General features: G+C 69.9%; 10 protein-coding genes. 5 read left to right on the plus strand and 5 right to left on the minus strand.

Features of this window, described 5'->3' with window-relative positions; translation table 11 throughout:
- Positions 1-45 precede the first annotated feature (45 nt).
- The 3 genes from ACFHWY_RS11285 to ACFHWY_RS11295 all read right to left on the minus strand — a co-directional run bounded on the left by ACFHWY_RS11285 (position 46) and on the right by ACFHWY_RS11295 (position 1,876).
- The gene (locus ACFHWY_RS11285) at positions 46-675 is read right to left on the minus strand and encodes a hypothetical protein (protein ID WP_416580090.1); all 630 of its coding nucleotides are present in this window, start codon (positions 673-675) and stop codon (positions 46-48) included.
- Positions 630-983: a helix-turn-helix domain-containing protein gene (locus ACFHWY_RS11290; protein ID WP_416580091.1), complete on the minus strand. Its 354-nt coding sequence runs from the start codon at positions 981-983 to the stop codon at positions 630-632. The genes ACFHWY_RS11285 and ACFHWY_RS11290 overlap by 46 nt, the downstream gene beginning before the upstream one ends.
- 566 nt (positions 984-1,549) lie before the next feature.
- Complete coding sequence (locus ACFHWY_RS11295; RefSeq protein WP_416580092.1) at positions 1,550-1,876, minus strand: hypothetical protein; 327 nt, start codon at positions 1,874-1,876, stop codon at positions 1,550-1,552.
- A gap of 242 nt (positions 1,877-2,118) precedes the next feature.
- Between ACFHWY_RS11295 and ACFHWY_RS11300 the strand changes: the two genes are divergently transcribed.
- Positions 2,119-4,566: a M14 family metallopeptidase gene (locus ACFHWY_RS11300; protein WP_416580093.1), complete on the plus strand. Its 2,448-nt coding sequence runs from the start codon at positions 2,119-2,121 to the stop codon at positions 4,564-4,566.
- Between the two features lie 44 nt (positions 4,567-4,610).
- On the opposite strand, the gene ACFHWY_RS11305 is transcribed toward ACFHWY_RS11300, so the two are convergent.
- Positions 4,611-5,288, minus strand: coding sequence for a hypothetical protein (locus tag ACFHWY_RS11305; protein ID WP_416580094.1), 678 nt, complete (start codon positions 5,286-5,288; stop codon positions 4,611-4,613).
- Complete coding sequence (locus tag ACFHWY_RS11310) at positions 5,285-7,375, minus strand: AAA family ATPase (protein ID WP_416580095.1); 2,091 nt, start codon at positions 7,373-7,375, stop codon at positions 5,285-5,287. The genes ACFHWY_RS11305 and ACFHWY_RS11310 overlap by 4 nt, the downstream gene beginning before the upstream one ends.
- A gap of 137 nt (positions 7,376-7,512) precedes the next feature.
- On the opposite strand from ACFHWY_RS11310, the gene ACFHWY_RS11315 reads away from it, so the two are divergent.
- The 4 genes from ACFHWY_RS11315 (at position 7,513) to ACFHWY_RS11330 (ending at position 18,494) form a co-directional block, all read left to right on the plus strand.
- The gene (locus ACFHWY_RS11315) at positions 7,513-9,414 is read left to right on the plus strand and encodes an HsdM family class I SAM-dependent methyltransferase (RefSeq protein ID WP_416580096.1); all 1,902 of its coding nucleotides are present in this window, start codon (positions 7,513-7,515) and stop codon (positions 9,412-9,414) included.
- A 285-nt stretch (positions 9,415-9,699) separates the two neighbouring features.
- Positions 9,700-10,761, plus strand: a complete 1,062-nt coding sequence (locus ACFHWY_RS11320; RefSeq protein ID WP_416580097.1) for a serine/threonine-protein kinase — start codon at positions 9,700-9,702, stop codon at positions 10,759-10,761.
- Between the two features lie 12 nt (positions 10,762-10,773).
- Positions 10,774-13,581, plus strand: coding sequence for an SNF2-related protein (locus ACFHWY_RS11325; protein WP_416580098.1), 2,808 nt, complete (start codon positions 10,774-10,776; stop codon positions 13,579-13,581).
- Entirely contained in the window at positions 13,578-18,494 is a 4,917-nt protein-coding gene (locus ACFHWY_RS11330; protein WP_416580099.1) for a class I SAM-dependent DNA methyltransferase, read from the plus strand. Before ACFHWY_RS11325 ends, ACFHWY_RS11330 begins: the two co-directional genes overlap by 4 nt.
- Positions 18,495-18,532: the final 38 nt, after the last annotated feature.

The following is an 18,532-nucleotide window of genomic DNA, read 5'->3' on the forward strand; positions in this document are numbered from 1 at the left end:
ATCCCGGATCGGGCACGATCTTGCGAGGTCGGCGTCGGCTATGGGTCAGCGGGTGAGGCCGGCGAGGGTGGTCAGGCGCGCCACACCGGCCGGTGCGGGTCTGCCCCGGCCAATCTCGGCCAGGAGGGTACGCGCCGACGACCGCGACCGGACCTCGGCCGGCGCCACGGTGTCGGCGACGACCAGCGTGCGGCCGGCACCGGGCAGGTCACCGGCGAGCAGGTACGCCCGCGCGGCGTCTACCAGGTAGGCACCCCGGTACTCGGCCGGAAGCCGCCGCCACCCCTCTTGTCGGATCACGGCCTCGTGCCGGCACACCGCCTCGGCCGCGTCGCCCCGCTCGGCCGTCACCACTACCCGCGCCAGCTCCACGGCGACCGGCCCGAACCACGTGCGTTGCGCGTCCTCGCCGACCGTTCGCTCACCGACCTGGTCGCCACCAGCGCGTTCATGAATTCCGTCCGCGAGTTCGGCGGCCCGGTCGAGCAACCGCCCCGCCTGGCGAACCTCGCCGCAGGTGGCGGCGGCGAACGCGGCCTGGAGCAGCAGCGTCCCACCCACCGCCGACGCTCCCTCCAGGAGCCCCGGCAGTACCTGGACCAGCTGCGGATACCGTGCGTGCTGGTAGGTCAGCCAGGCGTGCCCGACCTGCCGGCGAAGATCGACCGTCGACACCGGACACTTCGCCAACTGAACACCCCGTAGCGGGTCAGTGCCGCCCGCACCCCATCAAGACCGTCAACCGGGACAGCCCCGGCCCGCGTCGGCGGCCGCTCGCCGAGCAGCACCGCTGGCTCGACCCGCAGCACCTCGGCGATCTGCTGGATCGTCGGGTAGCGGTTCAACCGCCGGGCAGCCCGCTCGATCTTGTCCATCCAACTTTTCGACTTGCCCAACCGGTCCGTGAGCGCCTGCTGGGTCATCCACCGCCGGGCCCGCCACTGCGCCACCCGCCGTCCGATCGGCAACTCACCCTCGACCACGCCGCCACCGCCGCTTGGCCGCCTCCCGTTCAGCCGTCTCGATCTCCTCGCCCCGGCTTCCCGACGTGGCGTCGCCTTGCCTTTTGATTCCACCTCCACCGACCTTGGCCGCGGAAACTTCGGTCAGGAGGGGGCTGACCACCGGCGTAGAGGGCGAGAGTCGTGGTGCGGTCGGCCAGCGTGGCGCGAGGGAAACGTCCCTCCCAGCGTCGGTCGGCGTCGATCCAGCGCGCAGTTCACCGAGGATCTTGCGCAGGGCGGCGATCTCGGCCAGCCAGCGCCGGGCGGCCGCCGCGCGTCGGCTGCGCCGCGCGGCAACCAGCCGCTGGCTGTGCTGCTCGGCGGCCTGTCGGCTACCACTCCGAGCGCGTCGGCCACCTGGGCCCAGGTGGCACCGGCCTGCCGCGCCCGGTCGATGAGATCCAGTTCGGTGTCGTCGAGCTGATCTCGGGCGATCGGTACGCCGGCGAGCAATTTGAGTAGGTCGTGCACCGGTGAACGGTACATTGACGGGTGTGGACGGATCACGGTGCGATCGGCCGAATCCGGCCGGCTCGGTGGTCGACTCAGGCGGCGGCCGACCTGCGGCGTGACTGCTCCGCCGCCCAGCTCGGCAGCGGGGCCGAGGACGCCCAGTCGGCCTCCGGTGGCGACCCGGGTGCCGACGCCTTGATCGAAGAGCGACCCTGCGCGAGGCTCAGCGCCCGTTGGGCCTGTTGCCACGGTCCGCAGGGCCAGTCCTGGCCGGCGCAGAGCAGGTGGTCGCAGCCGCCCTCCCCGTCCGGCGCGTGGGCGTCGGCGACGTCCAGCGCGAGCCGCCACAGTAGAGGGTCGGTTACTTCGGCTGGCCGGTCTGCGGTGTGGTTGTGCCGGTCGATGGCGTTCTCGGACACGCGTGATCCCCTCGTAATCGAGCCTCACGCTCTTGATCTCCAGTCTGCACGCAGGTCAAACACCAGATCAGGGGCGGTCGTGCGGGGTGGCCGCGGTCACCGGGGTCGGGGCCACCGGACATTGACAGATTGGTATCTGCGGGCCAGGGTTGTGCCCAACCTGATCACTCTCATCGTCCAGCTGCGCGACGCTGCGTGACCCGCGTCGTCCGCGCGCATGCCCGGGAAGGGGCCACCGCCTCATGTCCGAACTCTCTACGGGTTCCCGGTGGCGACACCGGATACCCGCATCCACCGCCCTGGCCGTCGCGACGGCCGTGTTGTTGCTGGTCAGTCCGGCGACGGCCATCGCGCCGCGGGCTGCCGCGCCCAGCGCCGCACCGGCCGACCTCGGTCGACTAGCGGAGGAGAAGGCCAGCGTGGTCGAGGTGGTGCTGGCCGGCAGCGCCGAGCTGGACGCCCTGGTGGCCACCGGCGTCGACCTCGATCACCACGTCAGCCACACCGAGGACGGCATCGTCGTGCACGCGGTGGTGACCGGCAACGAGGTCGCCACCCTGACCCGGGCCGGCTTCACCTTCGGTAACGTCCTGCACACCGCGGCCGACGCGGCCGACCGGGTGGCCGAGCGGGAGGCGACCATCGCCGCCCACCTCGCCGCCAACCAGGAGTTCGCCGCCGCGGCGACGGTCTCGGCGCGGAGCACCGTCTCCGACGTCAAGATCATTCGTGCGGACTACTACACCTCCGGCGAGACGCAGGTGCTCTCGGTCGAGGCCAAGTGGGCGCAGGGACAGACGGACAGCACCCCGTTGACCGTCGAGCGGGACAGTGGGCCGGGCACCGAGATCGGCTCCGGCGGTACGCAGAACATCTCCCGCTTCGTCGACGCCGGCGCCTACCTCTACCACCGGGGCGCGGAGCAGGTGACCAGCCGTCCGGCGTACGTGCGGATCACCAGCCCGACCGGTGGCACGGCGGTGGCCAAGGTGAACCAGTGGCTGCCCATCCCCGACAAGGACCCCGAGGGGCCGGGCTACATGAAGGACTTCGTGGCCAGTTACCTCACACCCACCGAGCTGTACGACCGGATCAAGGCCCTGGCCGCGCAGTACCCGAAGATCTCGGAGATCGTCGAGCTGCCGTACCAGACCAACGGCTACCGGCGGCAGGCGCAGGCCGTGCTTGGCACCGTCAACGCCAGCCGGGTCGCGGTGGACTCGGTGGCCTGGGGCCACCAGGGCGGCAACGACATCGCGGTAGAGCTGGCCGATCCCGGTGTCGTCGACGCGCCACTGGCGGTGACCGTCACCGGCAGCCAGGTCCGCGTCGATCTCGCCACCGATGGCAGCGGCACCGTCACCAGCACCGCCGGGCAGGTTGTCGCCGCGCTCAACGCGCAGGCGGGGACGCTGCTGCGGGCGTACACCTATAGGGGTAGCCCCGGCGCCGGCGTGGTCGCGCCGGCCGCGCCGGCCGCGCTGTCGGACGGCCTGTCGGCGCCGCCGTCGGTCTCCCGTGACCCGCATCCGGTGTACGCCATCCGGATCGGCAAGCACCGCGACGGTTCCAAGCTCGGCGTGCTCGCCTACGCGCAGGAACACGCGCGTGAATGGGTGCCTCCGCTGGTCACCGTCGAGACCGCCGAGCGGCTGCTGCGTAACTACGCGCACGACCGGAAGACCCGCCAGCTGGTCGACAACCTGGACATCTGGATCGCCCCGTCGATCAATCCGGACGGCGGGCACTACTCGTTCTACGACTTCAACTCGCAGCGCAAGAACATGACCAACCACTGCACGACGCAGTCGTCGGGAGACTTCCTGGGCCGCAACTCGTGGGGCGTGGACAACAACCGCAACTACACCGAGTACAGCCTCTTCGACGGCTACTCGGGTGCCTCCACCAGCTGCACCAGCGGCACCTACGCCGGACCGAGCGAGCTGTCGGAGCCGGAGAACCGCAACGTCGACTGGCTGGCCGCCCGACCGAACGTCAAGTTCTCGATGAACCTGCACTCGTCGGGCAACTACTTCATGTGGTCGCCCGGCTCGTACGCGACACCCGGCCGGGTGTCGGCACCGCGGCCGACGTTGGCCGAGGAGTCGCTGTTCTGGGGTGCCTCGTCGCGGATCCTGACCGCCATCAAGCGGCACCGCAACCTGGCGGTCACCCCTGCCCGGACCGGCCCGATCGCCGACGTGCTGTACTCGGCGGCCGGCAACTCCGGTGACATGCTCTGGTACAAGTACGGCATCTACGCCTGGAACTTCGAGGTCGGCACATCGTTCCAGCCGGCCTGGGACGAGGCGCACGCCGAGACGATGGAGTTCTCCAACGGCCTGGTCGAGATGCTGCGGGTGGCCCGGGACTTCGACACCGACAGGAAGAAGCCGTCCAGCTCGCTGTCGGTGACCGCGAGCGGCACACCCGGCATGGTGGACGTCACGTTCTCCACCAGCGAACCGGCGGCGGTGTTCTACACCCTCGACCGTTCCCGGCCCACCTACGAGTCGACGCTCTACGGGTCGGCGGGCATCCGCGAGGGCGGGGAGACGCTTACCGTCCCCGTCGGCACGACCGTCCACTGGTTCTCGGTGGACGCGGTGGGCAACGTTGAGAAGAACTACAAGCCCGACGGCAGGGGCAACAACCACAACAAGAAGAAGGTCAAGGCGCCGAGGCGGTGACCGGCCCGGGGGTCGCGGTGTCGGGTGGGCCGCGACCACCCAGTCTACTCTGCGGGGGGCTCGTACCTCGGGTTCTCCCACACGAAGTTGATTCTGTTGCCTGCCGGATCCACGAGCTCCGACATCTTGATGAAGTCGAAGTCCTGAACCTCGCCGAAGGTCACGCCGGCGCTCGCGAGGCTGGCGATGTGAGAGTCCATGTCCTCGACGCCGACAACGACGCTGGTCCTACCTGCGGCCTCGGGGTTGAGGGAGACCTGGATCCAAGCGTTGTCGGTGAGCTGCCACTCCGCGACGCCCTCCGTGGGCTCGACGTCGGGGTTGCGCCCGATCCACTGCTTGTACCACGTGACGGCGGCGGGATGTACTCCAGCACGGAGTGCTTCCGGAAGATTCTCGCGAAGTCGATCATCCCGGTGCCGAGGTCCGCCATGTCGCCGTCGGCGGCGTGAGCGCAGGCCCTCCTCGTCGTGTTGGTACACGTCGAGGGTGGCGGCGATCGTGTAGCGGCCGGTCGAGGGGTTGTGCAGCCGCACCTGGCCGGCGCGGGTCACGTGCAGCACCCGTCTGTCGGGCAGTACGGCGAGATCCATCGGCTCGCCCGGGCGATCGTTGAGGGTGACCTTCTGGAAGTCCGGCTCCGGTGGGGGCCGGTCGTGCCGGGCGCGGTCGTAGGGGTGACCCGTCGCCGCCGTGTCCGCGTCGTCGAGGTGGCGACTCACCGGGTCGGAGCTGGCCGCAGGGTCACCACCGACCGTTCCGCGCGATGCACCTCGATGATCCGTGCCTGGCCGATCCCGAGCCGGGTAACCGCGTCGGGCAGCCGGGTGTCGTGGGTGAAGACCACCACCTGTCGCCGTTCGGCCAGCTCGGCGAGAACCCGGGCCAACCCGTCGACCCTGGCGGGGTCCATGCTCTGCACCGGGTCGTCGACGACGACGAACCGGAACGGACTCTCCGGCGCGCAGCCGCGCGGCAGGAACGTCGCCAGTCCCAGGGCGTGCATCTCGCCCTGGCTCATCACCCCGAGCGCGGTGCCGTTGTCGGCGCCGTCCACGCTCACCGGGAAGACCACCCGCCGCCTGGTGTTCGTGCCGTCCAGGCTCATCCCGCCCAGCTCGACATTGCTCTCCTGCCGCAGGTGCGCCCAGATCCGTTGTGAGTGGGCCGCGAACGGCGCGATCCGTTCGTTGCGCAGGTCGGCGGCGGTGGTCTTCAGCCAGCCCCGGGCGGCCTTCAGCCGGGCCAGCGTCGCCTCCCGCTGCGGCAGGCGGGCCGCCTCGTCGATCCAACCCCGCAGTCCGGCCGCCGCGCGACGCCAGCCGCTGTCGCGCTGTCGCAGAAAGCCCTCGGCGTGTCCGCGGGCCTTCAGGGCCGCCGTCACCACGGCCGGGTACCGCCGGTCCAGGTGCTTGGCGAGCTGGTCCGGGTCGGCCGGAAAGGCCCGCAGGGCGGCCACCGCTGAGCGCAGTGCGTCGAGCGGTACGTCGGGTGCGTCCCCCTCGGGGACGACCAGACCGTCGAGCAGGTGGTGGACCTGCCGCAGCAGGGTGCTCAGTCGGGTGGACGCACTCCGGGCGGCGAGACTGTGGTCCCGCAACTGGCCCAGCGAGGCTGCCGCGCTGGTACGCCAGCCTCCGTCGAGGGTGCTGGCCGCGCAGACCGGGCAGGGGCGGTCGCCCAGCTCCTCGTGTTGTTCGAGGGCGAGCCGGAGCAGCTCCGCGCCACGCAGCGCGGCCCGGGTCCGGGCACCGTCGTTCAGCCGCACCTGCTCCGCCGCGTCGGGCAGCTGGGTGACCAGCCGCGTCACCTCGTCTCGCGGTGGCAGGGTCAGCTCGACCAGTGCCCGGCAGAGCAGCAGCGGAGCGTCGGCGGTCTTCTCGTCCGGCTCGTCGAGGATCGCGGCCAGCGCGGTGAGATTCACCGCGCCACGGCCGCCGAGCAGCCCGGCGGCCCGCCGCGCCCGGTCGTCGGAGATGTCCGACAGGTCGGCGGCGAGGGCGGCGCGCTGCGCGCGTACCTCCTTGATGGCGGCTTCGACGGGACTGGTGGCGGCCATCAGCCGCCGGTCGGCCTCGGTGACCGCCTCCAGGCCGAGGATCGCGGCGATGGCGTCGAAGAGCTGGCTCTGGGTGCCGGCGCTGAGTCGCCCCAGTTCGGCGGCGGTGAGGAACGGCCGGTACAGCTCCAGCGGACGGGCCAGCCCCAGGCCGGCGAGGTCGGCGTGCCGGCCCTGGCCGCTGGTGACGGTCACCTCCGCGTCGGCCAGGCCCGCGTCGTCCGGCCACGACCTGGTCACGGTCACCGGCTTGGCCACGCCGTCGACGCGTAGCCGCACCTCGATCCAGCACGGGTCGGGGTGGTGCAGGTTGCGCCATCCGGTACGCCAGACGCTGTCGCGGTCCGCCCACCGGGCGCTGTCGCCGGTCAACGCCAACTCGACGGCCTCGGCGAAACTCGACTTGCCTGAGCCGTTGCGCCCGACGACCAGCGTGAGGCCCGGGTCGGGGCTGATCCGCAACGTGCGTTCCGGGCCGACGCCCCGGAATCCGGCGACGGTCACCGAGTCGAGCCAGACCCGCGCCGACGGCCCGCCCTCGGTGGACCTGTCCAGTGCGAGGCCGGGGCGGCCACCGTCGAGCGCCGTGGCCAGGTCGTTCTCCCCGCCCAGCGCGGCGAGGACCAACTCGGCGCTGTCGTCGGGTACGTGGTCGGCGGCGAGCCGATCGAAGATCAGGTCAATGAGCGGTTCGGTGTGCCGCTCGCGAGGGGGTGGCGGCGCGGGTACGGGCTGGCGGGGAATCGGCATGGTCGTCGTCTCCAGGCGCGTGGGCTGCGCGGCGGGCTGCCGGCCCGGCAGGGTTTCGCGGCGTGACGTCTATGGAAGCACTGCCTGTGAACGATGTCAACGAATACAACGGTTGACAGGTGTGACACACTTTTGGGGTGCAGGTGAACCCGACCATCACGGCGGCGGAGATCGCCCGGCTCGCCGGAGTCGGCCGCGCCGCCGTCAGCAACTGGCGTAAGCGCCACCCCGCCTTCCCGACGCCGGTCGGCGGCACGGCGGCCAGCCCCGAGTTCGACCTCATCGCCGTCGAACAGTGGCTACGCGCGCAGGGCAAGCTGCCCGAGGTGTCCCAGGCCGACCGGCTCTGGCGGCGCGTCGCCGCCGTCACCGAGAACCCCGCCGCCGCCATCGCCGACATAGGGGCACGGCTCCTCGCCCGCCAGCGCGGTGGCCGGGTGCCACGGCAGCTGGCCGAGCCGACCCTCAAGGCGCTGCTGCCGGAGGTCGACGCCCTCGCCGAGGCCCTCGGCCCGCCGGTTGCCTTCGACGAGCTGTGGCAACGCTTCTCCACCTCCGGTGCCGGCCGCCCGGCGTCCACCCCCGACCAGCTGGCCGACCTGATGGCCGCGCTCGCGGCGGCCGGCGACGGCACCGTCTTCGACCCCGCGGCAGGCACCGGCGCCGCCCTGCGCGCCGCCGTCCGTGCCGGCTGCACCACGGCGTACGGGCAGGAGATCGATCCTGATCTCGCGCGACTGGCCAACCTCTGGCTCGCCCTGCGCGACGTGCCCGCAGACGTGCGACCCGGCGACTCGCTGCGCGCCGACGCCCACCCCGGACAGACCGTCGACGCCGTCGTCTGCCACCCGCCCTTCGGTCTCACCAACTGGGGCAGCGAGGAACTGAGCTACGACCCCCGGTGGGAGTACGGCGGCGTCCCGCCCCGTACCGAACCGGAACTGGCCTGGGTGCAGCACTGCCTGGCCCACCTGCGCCCCGGCGGGTACGCCGTGCTGCTGATGCCGCCCACCGTGGCGGGCCGCCGAGCCGGCCGCCGATTCCGCGCCGAACTGCTGCGCCGGGGTGCGCTGCGCGCCGTCATCGCGTTGCCCAGCGGGGTGGCCGCCCCGCACGGCGTACCACTGCATCTGTGGGTGTTGCGGCGGCCCGCGCCCGACGCGCCGGCACCGGCGCGGGCGTTGCTCGTCGACGCCACCGAAGACGACCTGCCCGACCGGATTCTCAGCGTCTGGCAGGAGTTCACCGCCGGGGAGGAGATCGAGGAGGTGGGCTTCGCCCGCGCCGTACCCGTGATCGAGCTGCTCGACGAGGAGGTTGACCTGACTCCCGCGCGCCGTCAGCCGACCACCGCCGACGGGCGTACCGGCGAGCGACTGCTGCACACCCGCGACCGCCTCGCCGCCGTCGTGGCCGCCCTGCCGGCGCTGATCCCGCACGCCGAGCCCACGCCCGACGGGGCGAACCCACCGCTGGTGACGGTCGCCGAGCTGGCCCGCAGCGGCGCGCTGCACCTGCTCGGTCCGGTCCGCGCGGCCACCGACCCGGCCGGCGACGACGATCCCGGCGCCCCCGTGCTGACCGTCTCCGACGTGCTCGCCGGAGGTGACGCCTCCGGGGCCGCCGACGACCGGCTCGGCCAGCGAGTCGTGCTGGCCGCCGGGGACGTGGTGGTGCCGATGGTCGCCCGCGCCCTCACCGCCCGGGTGGTCACCGCCGCCGGGGCCCGGCTCGGGCGCAACCTCTACCTGCTGCGTCCCAATCCGGCGGCCCTGGATCCGTGGTTCCTGGCTGGGCAGCTACGCACGTCGGCCAACGAGCGGCAGACCTCCAGCCTCTCCGGCACGCTGCGCTTCGACGTGCGGCGGGCTCTGGTGCGCCGGCTGCCGCTGGTGGAGCAGCGGGCGTACGGCGAGGCGTTCCGGCGACTGGCGGCCTTCGAGTCGGCGCTGGGTCGGGCCGCCTCGCTCGGTGCCGAGTTGGCCCAGCTCACCGCCGACGGGTTGGCCCGTGGCTCACTGCGTCCGACAACCGACTGATGTCCTGCCCGGCAGACGCCCACCTTGTCGGCCTGGTCGACGTGTGCGGCCGGCACCATGACGCGAACAGAGGGGATGCGGCGCAGCATGGGGAGGTGTTCGGGTCGAGGCCCTCGCCTGGAGCGCGTTGATCCTCGGGTCAGGAACTGAGGTCGGATATCCGACTGCGGCAGGTGCGGGGGCAGGCTGGCCGCGAGCTGTTCGTTGTACGGTCATGCGTCCCGTGCGGTGGGTGACCGGTGCCGGTGGGCGGCGGTGGGTCGTGGGGCATCGTGAGGAGGATGGGTGACGCTGGGCAGTGTTGGCGGTTACCGCATGGTCAAGCCGCTCGGCGCGGGCGGCATGGGTGACGTGTGGTTCGCGGTGTCGCCGACGGCGGAGCGGGTCGCCGTCAAGGTGATCAGAAAGCATCTGCTGGCGGCGCCGACCATGCAGGAGCGGTTCGCCGCTGAGGTGGAGAGCCTCAAGCTCGTCTACGGTTCCCGGGTGGCGCGGCTGGAGAACGCCGACCCCTTCGGCGATCCGGCCTGGCTGGCGGTCGAGTATGTGCCCGGCGCCACCCTCCGTCAGCATCTCGATGCCCGGGGGCCGCTGTCGACGCCACACGCCGCGATGGTCGGCGCGATGCTGGCCGAGGGCCTGACCAACGTGCACCAGGTGGGTCTGCTGCACCGCGACCTGAAGCCGCAGAACATCATTTTGGGCCCGGACGGTCCCAAACTCATCGACTTCGGTCTCGCCGTTCTCGTCGACCGCCACGACTATCTCACCGAGCCGGGCGCGTTGGTGGGCACGCCGGCCTACATGTCGCCGGAGCAGGTACGCGGCGAGCGGGATCTCACTGTCGCCGTGGACGTCTACGGTCTCGCCGCGACGTTGGTCCTCGCGCTCACCGGGCATGGCCTCTACCCGCAGAGCAACTCCTGGAATCTGTTGCTGCGTATCACCGAGCCGGACGACCTGCCTGACCTCAGTGGCGTGCCGGGGGAGTTGTCGCCGCTGCTGGGCGCGATGCTCGCCCACGACCCGACGGCCCGGCCCAGCCTCGACACGGTGCGTCGACGGCTGCTGACCGTGGCCACCGCGGCGGGTGGCGCGGGCGTGGTGGAGCTGCGCCGACAGGTCGCCGCCCTCACCTACGTGGGCGACACCGAGCTGCTGGTGCCTCCGGATCTGGACGACCCCCGGCAGGACCCGGAGCAGGTGGCGGCAGCCGAGCCGACGGCCCTGGACGCCGGACCGGCCACCACGGACGTCGACCCCGAGGCACCCGCCGCCAGGGGGGCCGACGTGCGGTGGTTGGTCGACAAGCTGCGCCGTCAGTACGCCCGCCGCGCCACCTTGTAGGAAGGCCCACCGATGAGCACCTCCCAGGATGCGACCTTCGCCCCGGGTTCCCGCATTGTCGTGCGGGACGAGGAGTGGCTGATCCGTAGCGTGAAGACCGGCACCGCCGACGGCACCATGATCAAAGCTGTCGGGGTGTCCGAGTTCGTGCAGGACGTGGAGGCGACCTTCTTCACCGCGCTGGAGGACATCACGCCGCTGGTGCCCGAGGAGACGGAGCTGGTCCAGGACACGTCGTCGCGGTTCCGGCAGAGCCGGCTGTTCCTGGAGGCGGTGCTGCGGCGTACCCCGTTGCCGCGCACCGAGCGGGGCCTGGCCCTGGCGGACCGGTTCCTGCTGGACCCGCTGACCTACCAGCAGCGCCCCGTCGAGTTGGCGCTGTCCGGCCTTCGGCCGCGGATCCTGCTCGCCGACGTGGTGGGTCTGGGCAAGACCCTGGAGATCGGGCTGATCCTGGCCGAGTTGATCCGCCGGGGGCGGGGTGAGCGCATCCTGGTGGTCTCTCCGCAGCAGGTGTTGGAGCAGTTCCAGCGGGAGTTGTGGACCCGTTTCGCGATCCCGTTGGTGCGGTTGGACTCGACCGGCATCCAGCGCATCCAGCAGGAGATCCCGGCCGGGCGGAACCCGTTCACCTATTTCAGGCGGGCCATCATCTCCGTCGACACGCTCAAGGACGCCGGCCAGTTCGGGCACCACCTCGACGTCACCACCTGGGACGCGGTCGTCATCGACGAGTCGCACAATCTGATCAACAAGGGCACTCAGCGCAACGAGCTGGCCCGCCGGCTGGCTGCCAAGACCGACGCGCTGCTGCTGGCCAGCGCCACCCCGCACAACGGTGACAAGGAGTCCTTCGCGCAGCTGATCTCGCTGCTCGACCCGGCGGCGATCGCCAACGAGAAGGACTACCGGGCCAGCGACATCGCCCACCTCTACCTGCGCCGTACGAAGATCAGCCCGGAGGTACGCGACCAGATCGGCGACCGCTGGGCGGATCGTGGCCCGTCGGAGGCGGTGCGCTGCGCGGCGACCCCGGCCGAGGAGCAGATTTTCGACGAGTTGACTGATGTGTGGCTGGCCGGCAAGTGGTCCGACGAGGCGATCACCGGGCAGCACCGACTGTTTCCGTACACCTTGTTGAAGTCTTTTCTGTCCTCGCACCGGGCGCTGCACGAGACGGTGACGAACCGGCGTGGGAAGGCCACCGGCTCCGAGCGGACGGCTTTGGACCGGCTCGCGGAGCTGACCTCCGCGATGACCGACCGGGATTCCAGCAAGCTGCACGGGCTGGTCGAGGAGTTGAGGCGAATCGGTGTCGGGCGGGGCAGCGACATTCGGGCCGTGGTTTTCTCCGAGCGGGTACCGACGATCAGGTGGCTCGCCGAGGTGGTCCCCGGCATGCTGGGTCTGAAGCCGACCGCGATCCGGGTGCTGCACGGCGGGGTGGCCGACGCCGACGAGCAGACGATCCTTCAGGAGTTCGAGCTGGCCGGTAGCGACGTGCGGTTGTTGTTCACCGGCGATGTCGCCTCCGAGGGCGTCAACCTGCACCAGCAGTGCCACCATCTGTTCCACTACGACATTCCGTGGAGCCTGATCCGGATCGAGCAGCGCAACGGCCGGGTCGACCGCTACGGGCAGCGCCACCGGCCGCAGTTCCGCGCGCTGATCCTCGGCTCCGGCCGGGAGGACGCCAAGGACGACCGGACGGTGTCCGAGAAGCTGCTCGACCGGGAGGAGACCGCGCACCGCAGCCTCGGCAGTGTCGAGGCCGTGACGGGTCGCTACGACGCGAAGGCCGAGGAGGACCGGCTGGTCCGTGACCTGCTGGCCGGCAGGACGGTGGAGGAGTCCTACGCGAGCGCCGACGCCGAGATCGATGTGATGGCCGATCTTTTCGGTGAGGTGGGTAGCGCGCCCGTCACGGCGGACGTGCCGCGCGCCCGGGTGCCGAAGCTTTTCGGCTCCACCCGCGATTTCGTGGACGCCGCCCTGTACGAGGTGTACGAGGACCGGCCGGAGGACCACATCGACCTGCGCCGTGAGGACGAGCTGCTGACCTTCCTCGCCCCCGACGACCTGGTGCACCGGCTCACCGACCTGCCCCGTTCCTACCTGCGTGCCCACCGCGAGGGCGAGGACCTGCGCCTGAAGGTCACCTTCGATCGGGCGCTCGCGCAGCGTAAGCTCGACCAGGCCCGGCAGAGCCGTACCCCGATGTGGCCGGAGATCGCGTTCCTCAGCGACGTGCATCCGATGGTCGACTGGCTGGTCGACAAGGTGCTGATCCGGCTGGGTCGCCAGCAGGCCCCGGTGCTGACCGCCGAGGTGTCCGCGCCGACGTTCCTGATCCAGGGCGTCTACGCCAACCGTCTCGGGCAGCCGACGGTCGTGCAGTGGATGGCCGTCGCCGGGCTGCCCGGGTCGCCGACGGTCCGGCCGATGGACGAGGTGCTGCGTCAGGCCGGCGTCGGCCCGACGATGGTGAACCGGGCCGAGGCCATCGCGGTCGGTCCGTTGAGGGCTTTGCTGCCGGCGGCCGTCGAGGTGGCCCGCCAGCACCTCGGCGACAAGGGCGCCGAGTGGGCCGAGTCGAACGCGGGGCCGCTGCGTCGCTACCGGGAGCGGCTGACCGCCTTCGAGCAGGCCAGCCTCGTCGACGAGCTGCCCGGCGCGCACCGGGAGAGGCGACGCCAACGCGTCGACGCCACCGTCCGGGAGCAGCACGACCTGCTCGACCGTCTGGAGACCGTCGGGGATCCGCTGTTGCGGGTGCTCGCCGTCCTCGTACCGTCGCAGCGAAGCGGAGTGCCGGCATGAGTTTCGAGTCGCTGACCAACCGTGGCGAGTACCTTTCTGCGCACTATCTCGCCGAGATCCTGCCCGCCACCGTCAAGGGTGGCCTGGTCAAGCAGTGGGCGGAGCGGGAGAAGGCGGGGGAGGGCACCCCGCGCACCGGGTTGCGTGGCATGCGCCGGCAGTACTTCGACGCCCGGACGGAGCTGACCGACGTCGAGTTCTTCGACCCTGAGCGGCTGCGCAAGCAGCATCAGGATGTGCTGCGGGCGCTCGGTTTCGCACCGCAGCCGCAGACGGTCTCCGTGCAGCGGGCCGGCCAGGAGTACGAGATCCGGGTGGCTCACGCCGAGTTGGGCGCCGGGCACGGCATTGTCGCGCTGGACTGTGGTTGGGCGGTCGACGCCGAGGCGGCCCAGGATCCGGACGGTGCGGGTCGCCTGCTCGACCCGCTCACCCTGTCCGGCACCGAGACTGTCGCCACGGGCGCGAAGCTCGCCTCCCTGTTGTTCGCCGCCGACAGCCCGAAGCTGCGCTATGTGCTGATCCTCAGCGGTGGTGTGGTGACGCTCGCCGACCGCAGCGTGTGGGGTGAGGGCCGCTATCTGGCGGTCAGCCTGGACTCCGCGTACGCCCGCAACGACGACAGGGAACTCGACGTCGTCGCCGCCCTTTTCGGCGCGGATTCGCTGCGTCCGCCCGCCGAGGGCGGCACCGAACCGCTCGCGGAGCTGGTTGCCGGCTCCCGTCAGCACGCGGTCGGCGTGTCCAGCGAACTCCGCGAGGGCCTTAAGGTCTCTGTGGAACTCATCGCCAACGGGGTCCTCGACCAGATCCGGCGGGCCGGCTTCCAGCCGCAGCAGGTGATGGCTCTCGACGAGCTGGCCAGGGAACTCGCCCGGGAGGCCCTGCGGTACCTGTACCGGATCCTGTTCCTGCTCTACGCCGAGGCGCGTCCCGAGCTGGGTGTGCTGCCGGTCAACGACCCGCAGTACGTGGAGGGCTACAGCCTGGCCCGCCTCGGTGAGCTGGTCTCCCGCCGGCTCGCCCCGTCCGCCGAGGACGGCACCCACCTGCACGAGTCACTGGACCTGCTGTTCCGCATGGTCAACGGCGGTCACCGGCCGCGCGGCGGCGCGGGGGTCGACGAGCGGGCCAGCGAGGGTGAGGGTCTGCGCTTCGAGCCGATGCGGTCGGATCTGTTTTTGCCGGAGAAGACCAGGCTGATCGGCCGGCTGATCGCCGAGCCGGGCAGCGACCCCGACGACCCGAAGAGCCCGAGGATCGACACCCGGCTGCGCAACAAGGTGCTCTACGAGGTGCTGCGCCGGTTGATGCTCACCAGGGGCGGCAAGCGTCGCCGTGGCGGGTTCATCTCGTACGCGCAGCTCGGCATCAACCAGCTCGGCGCGGTCTACGAGGGCCTGATGTCGTACACCGGTTTCGTCGCCACCGAGCAGCTCTACGAGGTCGCCAAGAACGGCGACCCGAAGGACGGCTCGTGGATGATCCCCGCCTCCAAGGTCGACGAGTACGACGACGCCGTCTTCGTCACCAGGGAGGACCCGTACACGGGGGTGCGCAGCCGGGTCAGTTACCAGCCGGGCCAGTTCGTCTACCGGCTCGCGGGCCGGGACCGGCAGACCAGCGCCTCCTACTACACGCCGCAGTCGTTGACCGAGGTCACCGTCCAGCTCGCCCTGAAGTACCGGCTCGACCAGGACGGAACCACCACGGCGGCCCGTGAGCTGCTGGACTGGACGATCTGCGAGCCGGCGCTGGGCTCCGGCGCGTTCCTCAACGAGGCGATCAACCAGGTGGCCGCCGAGTACCTGCGCCGCCGCCAGACCGAACTGGAGGTCACCCTCGACCCGGAGCAGTACCACCTGGAGCTTCAGCGGGTGAAGGCGTACATCGCGCTGCACAACAGTTACGGCGTCGACCTGAACCGCACCGCCGTCGAGCTGGCCGAGGTGTCGCTCTGGCTCAACGTCATGCACGCCGGCCTGCAGGCCCCCTGGTTCGGCCTGCACCTGCAGCGCGGCAACTCGCTCATCGGTTGCGGACGCAAAACCTACGAGCCCGGGCAGCTCGCCGACAAGTCGTGGCTGACCACCGCCCCGGCCGACAGGCCGTTCCGGGACGGCCCGACCGACGAGGGCACCGTCCACCACTTCCTGCTTCCCGCCGACGGCTGGGGCGCGGTGGCGGGGGAGCGCGAGGCCCGCGAGCTGGCGCCGACCGAAACCGCGAAACTCAAAGCCTGGCGTACGGCGATGAAGCGCACCCCCTCCGCCAAGGGAAGGAACTCCCAGGTGAGGCGCTTGCAGGCGCTGGCCGGTCGGGTCGAGTTCCTGTGGGGCCTGGTGCAGCAGCGCCTCGCCATCTCCGAGCGGGAGATCCGCCGCCACATCCCGGTGTGGGGCGCCGACGACCTGCCGCCGGTCACCGAGGCGGTGCCCCGCGAGGACATCCTCGCCGACCTGACCGCACCCGGCACCCCGTACTGGCGGCTCAAGACCCTGATGGACGTCTGGTGCGCCCTGTGGTTCTGGCCGCTGGACAAGGTGGGCCTCCTCGACGGCTCCGACCCCACCTACCCGGCCGCGCCCGTCCAGGTCGCCCACGTCAGAAACGAGCCGGCGTACGACGAACCGGCCGTCTACGAGGCTGCGGACCTCTTCGGCCAGGTGCAGCCGCAGCAGACGAAGCTGCCCACCAGGGCGACCGGCAGCCGCCGGACCACCGTGGCCGAACAACTCCGCAAGCAGGTCCCACTGACCAACCTGGACGACTGGCTGACGTTCGCGGAGGCGCTGATCGGCCGCACCGACGCCGACGCCGCCACCGAAGCGTTCTACGGCCGCAAACTCACCAGCCTCGCCGAGATGAGCGACTTCGAGCAGAAACTCGACGGCGTAATCGGCGTGGACTCACCGTGGATGCTCTCCGACCGCTTCCCCTGGCTCCTCGCCGCCAACCAGATCGCCGACCAACAGGGCTTCTTCCACTGGGAATTGACGTTCGCCCAGGCGTTCGCAAAGGGCGGCTTCGAGCTTCAGGTTGGCAACCCGCCCTGGGTACGCCCACTGTGGGAAGAGAACGCCGTCCTGGCCGAACGTGATACCTGGTTCGCCCTAGTCGAGAATCCATCGCACCAAACTCGGCAAAGCCGAAAATTGCTAGTCGCAACAGCCGACGGCTTCTTCCTTCAAGAAAGGGCTGTCAATTCCGGGTACGTTGCATATTATTCAGCGTCGGCGATTTACCCATTGCTTGCTGGAACGCAGCCGGACCTGTACCGTGCGTTCATGTGTCGCGTGTGGTCAAATCTTTCGACCAGGGGAACGGTGGGTCTCGTCCATCCCGACGGCCACTTCAGCGGCGCCCGGGAGGGCCGACTGCGTTCGGCAGCCTATCGCCATTTACGCCTCCATGGGCATTTTCAAAATATGCGACTGATTTTCAGGGAGATCAGCTGGACCCGCGAGTTTGGCATTCACGTGTATGGGGTTCCACGGCGCGATATTTCCTTCACCCACGCGAGTTGGCTGTATGCGCCGGAGACATTGATCGGTTCGTTAACCCATGACGGGCAAGGCGAACTGCCAGGCATGAAGGCCGCAGGAACCTGGGACCTGAGACCGCACCGGGGAAGGCTCGTCACAGTTGACAAGACAGTGCTCGCGGAGTGGCGTCTAGTCATTGGAGATTTCGCAGCTCGCACAGACCAGACAAGGCTGCTCCAGCCGGTTACCGTGGGTGAACAAGCCGCTATCGCGGCCTTGGCAAGCGTCGGTCGTCGACTCGTCGATCGACAACCTCTGATTTCGGCGGGATTCCACGAGAAGGGCGCCAAGAACGACGGGATCATCGCATGGCAAGGCTCGCATCCTGAAGACTGGCGTATGGTTGTTCTCCAGGGTCCGCACTTCGGTGTTGCCACGCCACTCGCCAAGCAGCCCAATATCCCCTGTCGTAGCCCGAAGGACTATGAGCCGTGGGATCTTACGGCATGTGCAGAAGACGCAGTCCCAAGGACCAATTATCGCCCCGCCGTCGAGCCTGCTGCATACAAGTTGGCCCAGGACGTTTGGAGAGGGCAGGCGTACAGCGAGTTCTACCGCCTAGCTTGGCGTGAAATGGTGCCGCTCAACACCGAGCGCAGCCTCTTCGCGGCCATCATCCCACCGGGCCCGACGCACATTCATGCAGTCCGCTCGATGGCTCTCAGTAGCGATCTGGAGACCGCCCTGCACGCAGCCTTCTGGGCCTCTTTGCCATTGGACTACCTGCTTCGGATCACAGGCCGAGGCCATCTGGAAGTGAGAAATGCGGGCTTGATGCCCGCGCCCGAACCAGGGCACCCCCTTGCGTCCGCAGCGTTGCTACGTGTGCTTCGCCTCAACTGCCTCACTCGCTCGTACGCCCGGCTCTGGCACGACCTCTATGACGAACGGTGGCGAGACGAGGAGGATTGGGCGGTGGACTGGCCCGAACTTCCCGAGGCGCAGACCCTCGCCGATGTCGACCCAGACTGGAACATGCAAATTGCGCTACGGGCGGAACGGTGCCGCCGATCAGCCCTAGTTGAACTTGATGCACTCGTCGCCGTTTGGTTGGGCATTGCTGCGGAAGAGTTGCTCTCGATGTATCGGGCCCGCTTTCCGGTGCTGCACGATTATGAGTCCGCGATGTGGTTTGACAATAACGGACGCAGGATCACCAGAGACTACTATGCGCGTGGCCTCAAACAGCCGAATGAAGCATATGGACAGTTGATCGCATATCTCGATGATTCGGAGTCGCGCGCGGTGCCCGACGGATATGAAGCGCCGTTCTACAAGGCGGATCGAGAGAATGAGTACCGGCAGGCGCATGCAGTGTTCAGCAAGCGACTTCAGGATGCGATCGATGAAGGCTGGCGGCCGTCTTAGCCTGTGTACCCGATCCTCACCCCGACGGAGTTTTGTTG

It is taken from the genome of Micromonospora sp. LOL_024 (assembly GCF_048060415.1).
GTDB lineage: Bacteria > Actinomycetota > Actinomycetes > Mycobacteriales > Micromonosporaceae > Micromonospora.

Bases quoted from the DNA above. Each gene is read 5' to 3' on its own strand.
- ACFHWY_RS11325 (WP_416580098.1), top strand. From the start codon at position 10,774: ATGAGCACCTCCCAGGATGCGACCTTCGCCCCGGGTTCCCGCATTGTC.
- ACFHWY_RS11300 (WP_416580093.1), top strand. From the start codon at position 2,119: ATGTCCGAACTCTCTACGGGTTCCCGGTGGCGACACCGGATACCCGCA.
- ACFHWY_RS11310 (WP_416580095.1), bottom strand. From the start codon at position 7,375: ATGCCGATTCCCCGCCAGCCCGTACCCGCGCCGCCACCCCCTCGCGAG.
- ACFHWY_RS11330 (WP_416580099.1), top strand. From the start codon at position 13,578: ATGAGTTTCGAGTCGCTGACCAACCGTGGCGAGTACCTTTCTGCGCAC.